The sequence below is a fragment of the Streptomyces pseudovenezuelae genome (genome assembly GCF_001513955.1).
Classification (GTDB): Bacteria; Actinomycetota; Actinomycetes; order Streptomycetales; family Streptomycetaceae; genus Streptomyces; species Streptomyces pseudovenezuelae.
Map to the genome: position 1 here is coordinate 211,656 of NZ_KQ948153.1, position 15,405 is coordinate 227,060.

Below are 15,405 nucleotides of genomic sequence, written 5' to 3' on the forward strand. Positions count from 1 at the left end.
TGTGGAGGGCCCTTTCTCATTCCGGGTCCGGGAAGCGGCGCACGCCCGACGGTGTCACCACCGCGTGCACCGGGCGGTCGTGCTCCTCCTCCGGGACATGCGCGACGACCTCGGAGTCGTAGAGGAGCACCACGAGCGCCGGTCGTGCGCCCGCGCTCTCCAGGCGCGCGAGCACCCGGTCGTACGACCCCCCGCCGCGCCCCAGGCGCATCCCGCGCCCGTCCACCGCGAGGCCGGGCAGCAGCACGACGTCGGCGCCGGTCACGGCGTCCGGGCCCAGACGCTCGCCGGACGGCTCGAAAAGGGCCATCTTTCCGCCGTGCTGGACGCGCGCGAGCGAGCCCTCGCCGGTGTAGGCGCCCCAGTCCAGGTCGTTGTCCGGCAGCAGCGCCGGGAGCAGCACCCGCACGCCCCGCTCGCGCAGCGCGTCCAGGAGCGCGAGCGTGCCGGGCTCGCTGCCCACGGAGACGTACGCCGCCACCGTGCGCGCACCCGCCAGCTCGGGCAGTCCGAGGGCCCGGCCGGCCAGCGCGGACGCCGCTTCCCGCACGTCATCGGCCGTCAACCTGTTTCTCACCGCCAGGTACGCTCGACGCAATGTTCGCTTGTCAGGCTCCGTGGGACGTCCGACATGACTCAAAGTCTGCACCCGTACCCTTTCAATACGCTCATATAAGAGCTTATTAACCGGAGCCACAGATTCCAGGCAAAGGCACCGGATAAGGTGCGGACATGACTCAGTCGCACCCTCGGATCAGCAAGGCTGTCATTCCGGCAGCCGGGCTCGGCACCCGCTTCCTGCCGGCAACCAAGGCCACTCCCAAGGAGATGCTGCCGGTGGTCGACAAGCCGGCGATCCAGTACGTGGTCGAGGAGGCCGTCGCGGCGGGCCTCGACGACGTCCTCATGATCACGGGACGTAACAAGCGCCCCCTGGAGGACCACTTCGACCGCAACTACGAGCTCGAGTCGGCCCTCCAGAAGAAGGGCGACCGCAGCCGGCTCGCCAAGGTCCAGGAGTCCAGCGACCTCGCCACCATGCACTACGTCCGCCAGGGCGACCCCCGCGGCCTCGGCCACGCGGTCCTGTGCGCGGCCCCCCACGTGGGCCACGAGCCCTTCGCCGTCCTCCTCGGCGACGACCTGATCGACGCCCGCGACCCCCTGCTCCAGCGGATGATCGAGGTGCAGGAGCAGCACGGCGGCAGCGTGATCGCGCTGATGGAGGTCGCGCCCGAGCAGATCCACCTCTACGGCTGTGCCGTCGTCGAGGAGACCGAGGACAGCGACGTCGTCAGGGTCAGCGGCCTCGTCGAGAAGCCGGACGCCGCCGACGCCCCCTCGAACTACGCGGTCATCGGCCGCTACGTCCTCGACCCGCACATCTTCGACATACTCCGCAAGACCGAGCCCGGCCGGGGCAACGAGATCCAGCTGACCGACGCCCTCCAGCAGCTCGCACAGGACGAGAAGGTCGGCGGCCCGGTGCACGGCGTCGTCTTCAAGGGCCGCCGCTATGACACCGGGGACCGCGGCGACTATCTGCGTGCCATTGTCAGACTCGCGTGCGAACGTGAAGACCTGGGCCCGGACTTCCGGACCTGGCTTCGCAGTTACGTAGCCGAGGAGATGTAGGCATTTGAGCAGCGCCGCGCCCCGCCCCGCCGACCAGGACCATCTGTGGTCGGTGGACGAACACCTGGAGGACATCCTCGCGACCGTCCGGCCCCTCGAACCCATCGAGCTGCAACTGCTCGACGCCCAGGGCTGCGTCCTGGTCGAGGACGTCACGGTCCCGGTGTCCCTGCCCCCGTTCGACAACAGCTCCATGGACGGGTACGCGGTACGGGTCGCGGACGTGGCGGGCGCGAGCGAGGAGTTCCCGGCCGTCCTGGACGTCGTCGGGGACGTGGCGGCCGGCCAGGCCGAGCTGCTGCACGTCGGTCCCGGGCAGGCCGCCCGCATCATGACCGGCGCCCCGCTGCCGCCCGGCGCCGAGACCGTCGTCCCCGTCGAGTGGACCGACGGAGGCCTCGGCGAGGGCCCGGTCAGCGGGATGCGCGCCCGCAGCCTCGCCCCCGAGGGCGCCGAGGGGCACGTGCACGTGTACCGGTCCGCCGAGGCACGCGCGCATGTGCGCGCCCAGGGCAGCGACGTCCGGGCCGGCGACCGCGCCCTGGACGCCGGCACCGTCCTCGGCCCCCCGCAGATCGCCCTCCTCGCCGCCATCGGCCGCGGCACCGTACGCGTGCGCCCGCGCCCGCGCGTGGTCGTCATGTCCACCGGCAGCGAACTGGTCCAGCCCGACGAGAGTCTCGGCATCGGCCAGATCTACGACTCCAACAGCTTCGCCCTCACCGCGGCCGCCCGGGACGCCGGCGCCATCGCCTACCGGGTGGGCGCCGTCGCCGACGACGCCGAGACCCTGCGCTCCACCATCGAGGACCAGCTCGTCCGCGCCGACCTCGTGGTCACCACCGGCGGCGTGAGCGTGGGGGCGTACGACGTCGTCAAGGAGGCCCTGTCCTCCGTCGCCGACGAGGACGAGCCGGGCAGCGGGGTCGACTTCCGCAAGCTCGCCATGCAGCCCGGCAAGCCCCAGGGCTTCGGCACCATCGGCCCCGACCACACCCCGCTGCTCGCCCTGCCCGGCAACCCGGTGTCGTCGTACGTCTCCTTCGAACTGTTCGTCCGCCCCGCGATCCGCACCCTCATGGGCCTCGACGACGTGCACCGGCCGCGGACCCGGGCCACCCTGACCGCGAAGAAGGCGCTGACCTCGCCCAAGGGACGCCGGCAGTTCCTGCGCGGCGCCTACGCCGACGGCTCGGTCGCCCCGGTCGGCGGCGCCGGCTCCCACCTGGTGGCCGCCCTCGCGCAGGCGGACGCGCTGATCGTCGTACCGGAGGACGTGGAGTCCGTCGAGCCCGGCGCCGAGGTCGAAGTGGTCCTGCTCGGCTGAGCACTCCTGGTTGGCGGTACCGTGTCGCGCACAACAGGCCGGACCGGGAGCGCCGCACAACCATGAGTACGCAGGACCGACTGACGCACATCGACGAAGCGGGGGCCGCCCGCATGGTCGATGTCTCCGGCAAGGACGTCACCGCACGCACCGCGCGCGCGAGTGGACGCGTCCTCGTGTCGCCCCGAGTGATCGAGCTGCTGCGCGGCGAGGGCGTCCCCAAGGGCGACGCCCTGGCCACCGCGCGCATCGCGGGCATCATGGGCGCCAAACGCACCCCGGATCTGATTCCGCTGTGCCACCCGTTGTCGGTGTCCGGTGTGACACTGGATCTGTCGGTCGCGGACGACGCCGTGGAGATCCTGGCCACCGTGAGGACGACGGACCGCACGGGCGTCGAGATGGAGGCCCTCACCGCGGTCTCCGTCGCCGCGCTCACCGTGATCGACATGGTCAAGGCGGTCGACAAGGGAGCGGTCATCACGGACGTACGGGTCGAGGAGAAGACGGGCGGCAAGTCGGGCGACTGGAGCCGGGCATGACGTACCGCGCTCTGGTGGTCACCGCCTCCAACCGAGCCGCCGCCGGGGTCTACGAGGACAAGGGCGGCCCGCTGATCGCCCATGGACTCGGCGGCTTCGGCTTCACCGTCGAGGGGCCGCAGGTCGTCCCCGACGGCGACCCGGTCCGCGACGCCCTGCGTGCGGGCGTCGCGGCCGGATACGACGTCATCGTCACCACCGGCGGCACCGGCATCTCGCCCACCGACCGCACCCCCGAGGCGACCCGCGAGGTGATCGAGTACGAGGTGCCCGGCATCGCGGAGGCCGTCCGGGCGTTCGGACGGGACAAGGTGCCGACCGCCGCGCTCTCCCGGGGACTGGCCGGAGTGGCGGGACACACGCTGATCGTCAACCTGCCGGGTTCCAGTGGCGGGGTGAAGGACGGACTGGCCGTCCTGGAGCCCCTGTTGATCCACGCCGTCGACCAGATCCGCGGCGGAGACCACCCCAGACCCGGCGCCGGCAGTGGGGGTGCGAGCTGAACAGCCCGTCCTGGCCCGCCGTACTGGCGGACGGCGATGTCGTCCTGAGGCCGATAAAGATGCGTGACCAGCGGGTGTGGCGCGAGGTGAACCGGCGCAACCGGGACTGGCTGCGCCCCTGGGAGGCGACCATTCCGCCGCCCACCCCGAGCGGCCCGATCGCGCACCGGCCGACCTACCGCCAGATGGTCCGGCACCTGCGGTCCGAGGCGAACGCGGGGCGGATGCTGCCCTTCGTCATCGAGTACCGGGGCCAGCTGGTCGGGCAGTTGACGGTCGCCGGGATCACCTGGGGCTCGATGTGCTCGGGACACGTCGGCTACTGGGTGGACCAGTCGGTGGCCGGGCGCGGGGTGATGCCGACCGCCGTGGCCCTTGTCGTGGACCACTGTTTCCGCACGGTCGGGCTGCACCGCATCGAGGTCTGCATTCGCCCCGAGAACGTGCCCAGCCGACGGGTGGTGGAGAAACTCGGATTCCGCGAGGAGGGTCTGCGACCGCGCTATCTCCACATCGACGGGGCCTGGAGGGACCATCTCGTGTTCGCGCTCACCGCGGAAGAGGTGCCCGAGGGGTTGCTCAGGCGCTGGCAGCGGGCACGCTCCAGCAGTACGCCGCACGACAATCCCGCATAGAGGTTCGAGGGAACGCGGAAATTGAATAAGTGTTCGAAAATGATCGGTGCATGACCGTCTCAGGGCATTGAATTCGCGTCTGAGGCGGCCTGCTGATCGGATCGGTCACAAAAAAAGCTCGAAATATCAGCCAGATCGTGCGACACACCGGCGCAATTGGCAGATGGCCTCACGCAAACCCCTCTACCGTGTGAGGCGTGAGCAGCAGCGGCCTCATCTACGCAGTCATTGTCGGGGCCTGGGCCGCCTACTTGGTGCCGATGTGGCTCCGTAGGCAGGACGAGCTGAACGAGGCCCGTCCGACGGAACGCTTCAGCACCGCCATCCGGTTGCTCTCCGGACGGGCGGGCATGGAGCGTCGGTACGCCAAGGACCTGCGCGCGCGCTCCACCGACGAGGGGGAGCGCGGCGCCGACGAACCGGACGCCGTCACCGACTCGGTGGACGTCCGGGCCTTCGCCATGCCTCCGACCCGTCCGCAGACCCAGGCGACGGTCCAGCCGCCGGCTTCGGAACGCCGCGAGGCGACGCGTGAGCACGCGCGGGAAGCCGAGCGGGAAGCAGGACACGGCGACCCCGCGCGCGAGAAAACGCACGCGCCGGCGCCGGAACACGGCGGCGCCCCGACGCGGAAGCAGACACCCGCGTCCGCCGCCCGGCGCACGGCCGCCGCGGAGGCGGCAGCAGCGCGCGCCCGGCGCACGAAGGTGCTCGCGCGCCGACGGCGTACCACGGTGATGCTCTTCCTCGCCTTCACCCTCGGCGCGATCGTCGCCGCCGTCGGAGGACTCGCCTTCCTGTGGGCGCCCGGCGTCCCCGCGGTGATGCTCAGCGGGTACATCGCCTACCTGCGCTCCCAGGAACGCCGCCGCTTCGCCTACCAGATGGACCGGCGCCGGGCCGAGGCCGCCGCCCAGCACCTGCGCGAGCGGGCCCGCCAACCGCGCAGGCGCGCCTCCGTGAGCACCGGCGTGGACGCCGACGAACCGGACGAGGGACGAGGAGCGGAGACCGATCCCGGGCTCTCGGCACTCGCCGCCGACCGGCGCGCCCTCGTCGAGCAGACCGACCACGCCGAATGGGTCGACCAGCAGCGCGAACGGCAGCGCAGGCCGGGGCACGGGGACAGCTGGGACCCGGTCCCGGTGCCGCTGCCGACATACGTGACCGCGCCGGTCGCCCCGCGGGCCACCTCGGACGTGGACCTCGGCGCCCCGGACGCGTGGAGTTCGGCCCGGTCCAGCACCGCGGCCCCCGAGCACACCGGCCACGAGACGGCACCCGTCGCGGAGGACGAGGGATCGGATGAGCCGTCCGCCGACGAGGAGGACAGGCCCTCGGCGGACGGACGCACCGACGCCCGCCGCGCCGCCTCCGCCCGCCGGGCACGCGAACGCGGCCGCACCCCGCTCTTCGACCAGTACGAGGAAGGCGAACGGCCGCGCGCGGCCAACGAGTGAGCTTCGGCGCCGGGTTCGCCGTGCCCTGACCAGCCGGGAACGGATTTCCAAGCACCGGGACGGGGATGCTAGAGTTTCACTCGTTGCAAGGGCCTGTGGCGCAGTCCGGTAGCGCACCTCGTTCGCATCGAGGGGGCCAGGGGTTCGAATCCCCTCAGGTCCACGCATCATGAAGACCCGCTCCTGATTCAGGAGCGGGTCTTCTGTCATGTGTACGGCGCTCTCACAGCGCCTTCGCGTAGCAGCGGCTGTCCTCGTAGTGGCGGTAGTAACCGAACTTCACGCAGGGCTCGTAGCCGCTGGACGTGTACAGGGCGATCGCCTCCGGCTGCTTGGTGCCGGTCTCCAGGACCATGCGCAGGCGGCCGGCCGCGCGGGCGTCGTCCTCAAGGGCGGACAGCAGGCGACGGGCCAGACCGCGGCCGCGCATCTCCTCGATCACGTACATGCGCTTGAGCTCGGCGTCGCCGTCCAGGTGGCCCTCGCCGTTCGCTTCCTGGGCGCGCCAGCCGCCCGTGGCGACGGGGCTGTCCCGCTCGTCGTACGCGATCAGGTACACGCCGTTCGGGTGCTCGAAGTCGGTCGGGGCCAGCTCGGTGGCGTCGCCGCCGTCGCCGTAGCGGACGTGGTACTCGGCCTGGACCTGGTCGTTGAGCTTCACGGCGTCGGGGTGGTCGAAGGGGACACGGCGGATCATCATGCCCTCCAGTGTGCCGGTATCGTTCCGGGGTGCTCACTGTGACCTCCGCCAATGTGAACGGGCTGCGCGCCGCCGCGAAGAAGGGCTTCGTGGAGTGGCTCGCGGACACCTCCGCCGACGTGCTCTGCCTGCAGGAGGTGCGTGCCGAGCCGCAGCAGCTGCCCGAGAGCGTCCGGGCTCCCGAGGGCTGGCACGTGGTGCACGCGCCCGCCGCCGCCAAGGGCCGCGCCGGTGTCTCCCTCTACACCCGCCGCGAGCCCGACCGGGTCCGGATCGGCTTCGGCTCGGCCGAGTTCGACACCAGCGGACGCTACGTCGAGGCCGACCTGCCCGGCGTCACCGTCGCCTCCCTGTACCTCCCCTCCGGCGAGGTCGGCACCGAGCGGCAGGACGAGAAGGTCCGCTTCATGGACGAGTTCCTCGCCCACCTGAAGGACCTGCGGGTACGCGCCGCCGCCGACGGCCGCGAAGTCGTCGTCTGCGGCGACTGGAACATCGCCCACCAGCAGATCGACCTCAAGAACTGGCGCGCCAACCAGAAGAGCTCCGGCTTCCTGCCGGAGGAGCGCGCCTGGCTGAGCCGGGTCCTCGACGAGACCGACGGCGGGTACGTCGACGTCGTACGGTCCCTGCATCCGGACGTGGCGGGGCCGTACTCGTGGTGGTCGTACCGGGGGCGGGCGTTCGACAACGACAGCGGTTGGCGCATCGACTACCACGTCTCCACGCCGGGGCTCGCCGCCAAGGCCCTCAAGGGATACGTCGAGCGCGCCGCCACACACGCCGAGCGCTGGTCGGACCACGCGCCCGTGACGGTCGTCTACGACCTCTAGTCCCGCTTCCGCAACCGTCGGTCCAGCGCCAGGGACAGCTCCGCCTCCACCACGCTCCGGGCCAGGGGGCGCAGGCGGTGGAGGTCGGGCTCGGTTGCGTGGCGCAGGACCAGGTCGGCGAACAGCTCCGCGAGGTCGTCCACGTGTTCGCGGACGCGTTTGCCGGCCGCCAGGACCTCTCCGAGGGGGATGCCCTCGCGGACCAGTTCGGAGGAGACGTCCAGGAGGCGGCGGCTGATGTGGACGATCTCGTCGCCGTCGGTGCCGAGGTAGCCGAGGTCCAAGGCGGCGGCGAGGTTCTCGGGGGTGACCTCGCCCTCGAAGCGGGCGGCGAGTTCCTCGGGGGTGAGGCGGACCGGTTCCTCCTCGGTGGGAGGTGTCACGCCCAGGACGTCGGCGACGTCGCGGCCGTGGTCGAGGGCTTCCGCCAGTTCCGCGATGCCGGTGAGGGTGTGGCCGCGCTCCAGGAGCGTCGCGATCGTGCGCAGGCGGGCCAGGTGGTGGTCGTCGTACCAGGCGATGCGGCCCTCGCGGCGCGGGGGCGGGATGAGCTTGCGTTCGCGGTAGAAGCGCAGGGTGCGCACTGTGATGCCGGCCAGGCGGGCCAGTTCCTCCATGCGGTATTCGCGCTTGTCCGTCACGACCGCAGCCTATGTTGTACCGCCGGTAACTTTCCTTCTTCCGCCCCCTACCCATCGGTATGGAGCTGTTCTACTCTCCCATTGCGCCAGTGTTCACTGGCAGAGTCGGGCAGGGAAGGCATCGGCATGGCCGAACACGAGCATGTGCGGGTGGCGGTGGTCGGGTCCGGGTTCGGTGGGCTGGGGGCCGCCGTACGGCTGCGGCGGGAGGGTGTCACCGACTTCGTCGTGCTGGAGCGGGCCGACAGTGTGGGCGGTACCTGGCGGGACAACAGCTATCCGGGGTGCGCCTGCGATGTGCCGTCCCATCTGTACTCGTTCTCCTTCGCGCCCAACCCCGACTGGCCGCGCACCTTCTCCGGGCAGGAGCACATCCGTGCCTATCTGGAGCATGTGACGGACGTCTTCCGGCTCCGCCCGCACATCCGCCTCAACTCCGAGGTGAAGCGGATGACCTGGGACAGTGAGAAGCTGCGGTGGGACATCGAGACCGCCAGTGGCAGGCTGTCGGCCGACCTCGTCGTCTCCGCCACCGGGCCGCTGTCCGATCCGAGGATTCCCGAGATCCCGGGGCTGGACTCCTTCCCGGGCAAGGTCTTCCATTCCGCCCGCTGGGACCACGACTACGACCTGCGGGGCAAGCGGGTCGCCATGGTGGGCACGGGCGCTTCGGCCATCCAGATCGTGCCGGCCGTCCAGCCGCTGGCCCGCAGCGTCACGCTGTTCCAGCGCACCCCGCCCTGGGTGATGCCCCGCATGGACCGGGAGATCAGCGGCGCCGAGCGCTGGCTGCACCGGCAGCTGCCCTTCACCAGCCAGGTCCGGCGCGGACTGCTGTGGGGCATCAGGGAGTTGCAGGTCCAGGCGTTCACCAAGCGCCCCAACGAGCTCGGCGCCGTCGAGCAGTTGGCCAAGCGGAACATGGCCCGTGCCATCAAGGACCCGGCGCTGCGCGCCAAGCTCACCCCCGACTACCGCATCGGCTGCAAGCGGATCCTGCTGAGCAGCACCTACTACCCGGCGCTCGCCCAGCCCAACGTGGACGTGGTCGCGAGCGGGCTCAGCCGCGTCGAGGGGTCGAAGCTCGTCGCCGCCGACGGCACCGAGGCCGAGGTCGACGCGATCGTCTTCGGCACGGGCTTCCATGTCACCGACATGCCGATCGCCGACCGGGTCGTCGGCGCGGACGGGCGGACGCTCGCCGAGGCGTGGAAGGGCGGGATGGAGGCGCTGCGGGGCGCCTCCGCCGCCGGCTTCCCCAACTGGCTGTCCGTCATCGGGCCCAACACCGGGCTCGGCAACTCCTCGATGATCCTCATGATCGAGTCCCAGTTGAACTACCTGGCCGACTTCGTGCGGCAGCTCGACGTCCTCGGCGGGCGGGCGGCCCTCGACGCGCGTCCCGCCGCGGTTGCGGCCTGGAACCACCGGGTGCAGGAGCGCATGAAGCGCACGGTGTGGAACACCGGCGGCTGCACCAGCTGGTACCTGGACGCGAACGGCCGCAACAGCACCATCTGGCCCGGTACGACGACCGAGTTCCGGCGGGCGACCCGGCGGGTGGATCTCGCCGAGTACGAGGTGCTGCGGGTGCCGGCGCACGCGGAGGTGACCACCGTATGAGCCGTCCGACGCATGTCCTCTCCGGTCCGTACGCCCCGCCCGCCCCGGCGCGCGAACTCACCGTGGTCTCCGCCGACGGTGCCCGCCTGCACGTGGAGGTGCACGGCCCCGAGGGCGCGCCCCCCGTCGTCCTCGCCCACGGCTGGACCTGCTCGACCGCCTTCTGGGCCGCGCAGATCCGTGAACTCTCCGTGGACCACCGGGTCGTCGCGTACGACCAGCGCGGTCACGGACGCAGTCCGGCGAGCCCGGCGTGCAGTGCGGACGGGCTCGCCGACGACCTCGAAGCCGTGCTGGAGGCCACCCTCGCGGCGCACGAGAAGGCGGTGATCGCCGGTCACTCCATGGGCGGGATGACGGTGATGGCGGCGGCGGGACGCCCGCGGTTCCGGGAGCACGCGGCCGCCGTGCTGCTGTGCAGCACCGGTTCGTCGCGGCTGGTCGCCGAGTCGACCGTCGTACCGATCCGGGCCGGGCGGCTGCGCACCTGGCTGACCCGGCACGTCCTCGGGGCGCGGGCGCCGCTCGGGCCGGTCACACCGCTCGCCCGGAAGATCCTCAAGTACGGGACGATGGGCCCCGGTTCGGCCCCGCACATGGTGGAGGCGTGCGCGCGGATCGTGCACGCCTGTCCGCGCAAGGTGCGGTACGCCTGGTCGCAGGTCCTCGATCTGCTCGACCTCGATCACGGTGTACGGCAGCTCACCGTGCCGACGGCCGTCGTCGTCGGTACGGCCGACCGGCTCACCCCGCCCGTGCACGCCCACCAGTTGGCCGCCGCGCTGCCGAACTGCCTCGGGGTGACCGAACTGCCCGGGCTCGGCCACATGACACCGGTCGAGGCGCCCGAGCTGGTCAGCGCGCGGATCCGGGAACTCGTCACCACGTACGTCCAGGTCAAGGAGGGCGCATGAGCAGGGTCGGACTCGAAGGGCAGGTCGCGGTCGTCACGGGGGCCGCGCGGGGCGTGGGCGAGCTGCTCGCCCGCAAGCTGTCGGCGCGCGGGGCGAAGGTCGCGCTGGTCGGCCTGGAGCCGGACGCGCTGAAGGAGCTCTCCGGGCGGCTGCACGGCGACAGCGACCACTGGTACGCCGATGTCACCGACCATGCGGCGATGGCCCAGGTCGCGCAGGAGGTCAAGGCGCGGTTCGGGAAGGTCGACATCGTGGTCGCCAATGCCGGGGTCGCGACCGGCGGGCCCTTCGTGGACTCCGATCCGGAGGCGTGGCGGCGGGTGATCGAGGTCAATCTCATCGGATCGGCCGTCACCGCGCGGGCGTTCCTGCCGGTGCTGATGGAGAGCCGTGGGTATCTGCTGCAGATCGCCTCGCTCGCCGCGATCACGCCGGCGCCGATGATGACCGCGTACTGCGCCTCCAAGTCGGGTGTGGAGGCGTTCGCGCACAGTCTGCGGGCCGAGGTCGGTCACCGGGGTGTGCGGGTCGGGGTCGGGTATCTGTCGTGGACCGACACGGACATGGTGCGCGGGGCGGACCAGGACGAGGTCATGCGCGAGCTCAGGCAGCGGCTGCCGTGGCCGGCGAACAAGACGTATCCGCTGGGGCCGGCCGTCGAGCGGATCGTGGCCGGGATCGAGCGGCGCTCCAGCCATGTGTACGGGCAGGGGTGGCTGCGCGGGATGCAGGGCATGCGCGGGTATCTGCCGGGGCTCATCGGGACCGTCGGACAGCGGGAGATGCGGCGGTTCGGGCAGCGGTTGGAGGGGATGCGGGTGGGACTCGTCGGTGCAGGTGGGGCGGCGGACGAGGAGGCTCGCGCTACGCACCGTAACTGATCGAAATGCGTTCTTTGTCCGGGCGTGTGAATCTGGTCGAGGCCCCGGCCAGGGGCTCTTCCCCTCACCCCCACGGGAGTGAACCCACATGGGTATGAAGGACCAGTTCCAGGACAAGTCCGAGCAGTGGCAGCAGCAGGCCAAGCAGAAGGCCCAGGAGGGCCGGGAGCAGGCCCAGCGTGGTCGCCGCGGCGAGCAGGACAGTGAGCGCATGCGGGACGAGGAGTCCGAGCGGCTCCAGCGCGAGGAGCAGGAGCGGCTGGAGCCCGACTACGACATGTAGTCAGTGCTCGAAGTGCAGGGTGCCCTCTCGATTTCGGGAGGGCACCCTGTGCGTTGTCGGGTGCGGCCCGGTGGGGGGTCTCGCGCAGTTCCCCGCGCCCCTAAAAACCCCCTCTGGGTGGCAGCTTCGGTCGCGATCTGTTCGGTACGTTCGTGTAATCCGGCGGGGTCGCCGGCGGGTTCGTCTCCAGCAGGTCCAGCGCCAGCCGCACCGCGTCGTCGAGTTGGGCGTGGCGGCCCTCCGCCCAGTCCAGCGGGGTGCGGAGGATCTCCAGGTCCGGTGCGACGCCCTGGTTCTCGATCGACCAGCCGTACGCGTCGAACCAGGCGGCGTTCATCGGAACCGTGATCACCGTGCCGTCGCCGAGCTGGTGGCGGCCGGTCATGCCGACCACTCCGCCCCAGGTGCGCTGACCCACCACCGGGCCGAGCCCCAGGAGTTTGAAGGCCGCCGTGATCATGTCGCCGTCCGAGGAGGTCGCCTCGTCGGCGAGGGCCACGACCGGGCCACGGGGGGCGTTCGAGGCGTACGACACCGGCTGGGCGTTTCTCGTCAGGTCCCAGCCGAGGATCGTGCGGGTCAGTTTCTCCACGACCAGCTCGCTGATGTGGCCGCCGGCGTTGCCGCGTACGTCGACGATCAGGGCGGGGCGGGAGACCTCCATGCGCAGGTCCCGGTTGAACTGGGCCCAGCCGGAGCCGCCCATGTCGGGGATGTGCAGATAGCCGCAGCGCCCCCCGCTCAACTCCCGTACGACGGCCCGGCGTTTGGCCACCCAGTCCTGGTAGCGCAGCGGTCTCTCGTCGAGGAGGGGGACCACGGCCACCCGGCGGGAGCGGCCCTCGCCCCCCGCCGGAGTGAACGTCAGCTCCACCGTCGTACCGCCCGCCGCCGCGAGCAGGGGGTAGGGGCCCGCGACCTCGTCGACCGGGCGGCCGTCCACATGGGTGAGGACCGCGCCCTCGCGGATGCCCGTGCCGGCCAGCGGGGAGCGGGCCTTGGAGTCCGAGGAGTCACCGGGGAGGATCCGCCGGACCGTCCAACCGCCCTCCCTGAGGACGAAGTTGGCGCCCAGCAGGCCCTGGCGGCGCTGGTAGTGCGGGGGGCCCTCGTTGCGGCGGGCGGCGGTGACGTAGGCGTGGGAGGTGCCCAGTTCGCCGAGGACCTCGCGCAGCAGGTCGGCGAACTCGTCGGGGGAGGCGACCCGTTCGAGCAGCGGGCGGTACTGGTCGAGGACGGCGTCCCAGTCGATGCCGCACATCCCCGGCTCCCAGAAGTACGCCCGGATCAGCCGGCCCGCCTCCTCGTAGGCCTGGCGCCACTCGGCGGCCGGGTCGACCTCGTGGAGGATGCGGCGCAGGTCGATCCAGACGGTCGAGTCGCTGTCGCCGGACTCGGTGGCCGGGGTGGCGCGCAGGTCGCCCTCGTCCACGAGGACCAGCCGGGTGCCGTCGCCGCTGACCGCGAACCAGTCGAGGTGCTCGACGAGTTCGGTCTTCTTCGCCTTGCTGATGGCGAAGTGTTCGAGGGTGGGGCGCTCGGAGGTGTCGTCCGGGTTGACGAAGGTCTCGCCGAGGGCCCCCGAGATGGGCCAGCGCAGCCAGACCAGGCCGCCGCCCGCGACCGGGTGCAGCGCGGAGTACTTGGAGGCCGGGACGGGGAACGGGGTCACCCGGCTCTCCAGGCCTTCGAGTTCGACGGTCACCGCGCCGCCGTCGCCGCCCTCGCCGCTCGCGTCCTCGATGGGGTCCAGGCCGCCGGCGGCCGGGCGGCCCTCCGGGTTCAGGGCGAAGGGGGAGGGGGTCGCCGAGGACAGCGGGACCAGGTAGGGCCGGCAGCCGAGCGGGAAGGACAGGTCGCCGGTGTGGACGTCGTACACCGGGTCGAAGCCCCGCCAGGAGAGGAAGGCCAGGTAGCGGCCGTCCCGTGTGAAGACCGGGTTCTCGTCCTCGAAGCGGCCGTTCGTCACGTCGACGATCAGACGGTCCTTGATGCGGGCCATCTTGATCTGGCGCAGGGAGCGGCCGATGCCGGGGTGCGACCACGTCAGCCAGGTGCCGTCCGGGGAGAAGGCGAGGTCCCGGACCGGGCCGTTGACGGAGCGGATCAGCTCGGTGACTTCCCCGTTGGACTCCTCCGTCGCGTCCAGGAGCAGCAGGCGTCCGTCGTGCGAGGCGATGGCCAGCCGTTCGCCCTTCGGGTCCGAGACCAGCTCCAGGACCCGGCCCAGCTCGCCGGAGGCCAGCCGGCGCGGCTCGCGGTCACCGGTCGCCCGGGGCAGATACGCGATCTCGACCGCGTCCTCGCCCTGCGCGTCCGTCACACAGGCGACCTGGCCGACGGAACCGAGCATCTCCGGGAGCCGGACCCGTACCCCCGGGGTGTCCGTGATCGTGCGCGCGGGGCCGTCCCGGTGGGTCAGCCAGTACAGGCTGCCGCGGACCACGACGGCGCTCGCGCGGCCCGTCTCGTCGACCGAGATGCCGTCCACGTGCTGGGCGGCCGGCACCTGGTACGGACGGCGGCCCGCGCGCGGCCCGCTCAGCCGGACGTCGAGCCGGCGGGGTTCGGCCGAGAGGTCGTCGACGATCCACAGGTCGCCGCCGCACTGGTACACCACCCGGGTGCCGTCGCTGGAGGCGTGCCGGGCGTAGAAGGCGTCGTGGTCGGTGTGGCGGCGCAGGTCGGAGCCGTCGTGGGCGCAGGAGTAGAGGTTGCCGACGCCCTCGTGGTCGGAGAGGAAGGCGATCCGGTCGCCGACGAACATGGGGGAGTGGAGGTGGCCGCCGAGGTCGGGCAGCAGGCGTTCGCCGTGCAGCCAGAGCCGGCCCGTGGCGCCTCCCCGGTAGCGCTTCCAGGCGGCCGGTTCGTGCGGCGGGGTGCCGGTGAGCAGGAGGGTCCTGCGGTCGGCGACCTGGATGTCGGAGACCGGGCCCCAGGGGAGCTTGCGGCCGGGGGAGCCGTCGGTGGGGACCTTGTAGGCCCAGGTGAAGTAGGAGAAGGGCTCGCCGTGGGAGGCGACGGCGAGGATGGTGCCCTGGGCGGACCAGCCGCAGACCTGGGTGTCCGCGGAGCCCCAGTAGGTGAGCCGGCGGGCCGGTCCGCCGTCCACGTCGGCCAGGTGGATCTCGGGCACGACACTGCGCCAGCTCGTGTACGCGATGTGGCGGCCGTCCGGCGAGAAGCGCGGATGGCCGACCTTGGTGCGGTCGACGGTCAGACGCCAGGCGCGGCCCGGACCGTCGACAGGGGCCAGCCAGAGGTCGTCCTCGGCGACGAAGCACAACAGGTCGCCGCTCAGATGCGGAAGGCGCAGATAGCTCACCTCCCCATGCTTTTCCGGGGGATGGACCGGAGCAACTTATGAAAAATCACCCGGACGGAGGCCCCTCGCGATCCGGGGTGACTCATGACACGAACGAAACAGT

General features: G+C 71.6%; 15 protein-coding genes and 1 tRNA gene. 12 read left to right on the forward strand and 4 right to left on the reverse strand.

Annotated features, from left to right (window positions below):
• Positions 1-16 precede the first annotated feature (16 nt).
• On the reverse strand, positions 17-640 hold the full coding sequence (locus AQI94_RS37655; RefSeq protein WP_037943141.1) for a 5-formyltetrahydrofolate cyclo-ligase: 624 nt from the start codon (positions 638-640) through the stop codon (positions 17-19).
• 92 nt (positions 641-732) lie between these two features.
• Here AQI94_RS37655 and galU point away from each other — a divergent pair, with 92 nt between their 5' ends.
• From galU to AQI94_RS37690, 7 genes are all read left to right on the forward strand, one after another.
• Positions 733-1,635, forward strand: coding sequence for a UTP--glucose-1-phosphate uridylyltransferase GalU (galU, locus tag AQI94_RS37660; protein WP_031049495.1), 903 nt, complete (start codon positions 733-735; stop codon positions 1,633-1,635).
• Between the two features lie 4 nt (positions 1,636-1,639).
• Positions 1,640-2,962: a molybdotransferase-like divisome protein Glp gene (gene glp / locus AQI94_RS37665; RefSeq protein WP_062230182.1), complete on the forward strand. Its 1,323-nt coding sequence runs from the start codon at positions 1,640-1,642 to the stop codon at positions 2,960-2,962.
• 62 nt (positions 2,963-3,024) lie between these two features.
• Positions 3,025-3,504 (forward strand): cyclic pyranopterin monophosphate synthase MoaC, encoded by a 480-nt coding sequence (moaC, locus tag AQI94_RS37670; protein ID WP_031053354.1) that lies wholly within the window; start codon positions 3,025-3,027, stop codon positions 3,502-3,504.
• The gene (locus AQI94_RS37675) at positions 3,501-4,007 is read left to right on the forward strand and encodes a MogA/MoaB family molybdenum cofactor biosynthesis protein (protein ID WP_031053357.1); all 507 of its coding nucleotides are present in this window, start codon (positions 3,501-3,503) and stop codon (positions 4,005-4,007) included. The genes moaC and AQI94_RS37675 overlap by 4 nt, the downstream gene beginning before the upstream one ends.
• Positions 4,004-4,642 carry a GNAT family N-acetyltransferase gene (locus AQI94_RS37680; RefSeq protein ID WP_078902859.1) on the forward strand — a complete coding sequence of 213 codons (639 nt, stop codon included), beginning with the start codon at positions 4,004-4,006 and terminating at the stop codon, positions 4,640-4,642. The genes AQI94_RS37675 and AQI94_RS37680 overlap by 4 nt, the downstream gene beginning before the upstream one ends.
• Before the next feature lie 197 nt (positions 4,643-4,839).
• Entirely contained in the window at positions 4,840-6,102 is a 1,263-nt protein-coding gene (gene sepX / locus AQI94_RS37685; RefSeq protein ID WP_062230184.1) for a divisome protein SepX/GlpR, read from the forward strand.
• Between the two features lie 89 nt (positions 6,103-6,191).
• Positions 6,192-6,265 (forward strand) — tRNA-Ala (locus AQI94_RS37690).
• Between the two features lie 60 nt (positions 6,266-6,325).
• Here AQI94_RS37690 and AQI94_RS37695 read toward each other — a convergent pair.
• A complete protein-coding gene (locus AQI94_RS37695) occupies positions 6,326-6,802 on the reverse strand; it encodes a GNAT family N-acetyltransferase (RefSeq protein ID WP_031043838.1) in 477 nt (158 codons plus the stop codon).
• 29 nt (positions 6,803-6,831) lie between these two features.
• On the opposite strand from AQI94_RS37695, the gene AQI94_RS37700 reads away from it, so the two are divergent.
• Entirely contained in the window at positions 6,832-7,635 is an 804-nt protein-coding gene (locus AQI94_RS37700; RefSeq protein ID WP_031043843.1) for an exodeoxyribonuclease III, read from the forward strand.
• Here the strand turns inward: AQI94_RS37700 and AQI94_RS37705 are convergent.
• Complete coding sequence (locus AQI94_RS37705; RefSeq protein ID WP_031043845.1) at positions 7,632-8,276, reverse strand: MerR family transcriptional regulator; 645 nt, start codon at positions 8,274-8,276, stop codon at positions 7,632-7,634. The genes AQI94_RS37700 and AQI94_RS37705 overlap by 4 nt on opposite strands.
• Positions 8,277-8,402: 126 nt before the next feature.
• On the opposite strand from AQI94_RS37705, the gene AQI94_RS37710 reads away from it, so the two are divergent.
• From AQI94_RS37710 to AQI94_RS37725, 4 genes are all read left to right on the forward strand, one after another.
• Entirely contained in the window at positions 8,403-9,899 is a 1,497-nt protein-coding gene (locus AQI94_RS37710; RefSeq protein WP_031043846.1) for a flavin-containing monooxygenase, read from the forward strand.
• Positions 9,896-10,813, forward strand: coding sequence for an alpha/beta fold hydrolase (locus tag AQI94_RS37715; protein WP_031043850.1), 918 nt, complete (start codon positions 9,896-9,898; stop codon positions 10,811-10,813). Before AQI94_RS37710 ends, AQI94_RS37715 begins: the two co-directional genes overlap by 4 nt.
• A complete protein-coding gene (locus AQI94_RS37720; protein ID WP_031043851.1) occupies positions 10,810-11,694 on the forward strand; it encodes an SDR family oxidoreductase in 885 nt (294 codons plus the stop codon). Before AQI94_RS37715 ends, AQI94_RS37720 begins: the two co-directional genes overlap by 4 nt.
• A gap of 88 nt (positions 11,695-11,782) precedes the next feature.
• Positions 11,783-11,977 (forward strand): hypothetical protein, encoded by a 195-nt coding sequence (locus AQI94_RS37725; protein WP_031043855.1) that lies wholly within the window; start codon positions 11,783-11,785, stop codon positions 11,975-11,977.
• 100 nt (positions 11,978-12,077) lie between these two features.
• On the opposite strand, the gene AQI94_RS37730 is transcribed toward AQI94_RS37725, so the two are convergent.
• The gene (locus AQI94_RS37730; RefSeq protein WP_031043859.1) at positions 12,078-15,302 is read right to left on the reverse strand and encodes a S41 family peptidase; all 3,225 of its coding nucleotides are present in this window, start codon (positions 15,300-15,302) and stop codon (positions 12,078-12,080) included.
• Between the last annotated feature and the right edge of the window lie 103 nt (positions 15,303-15,405).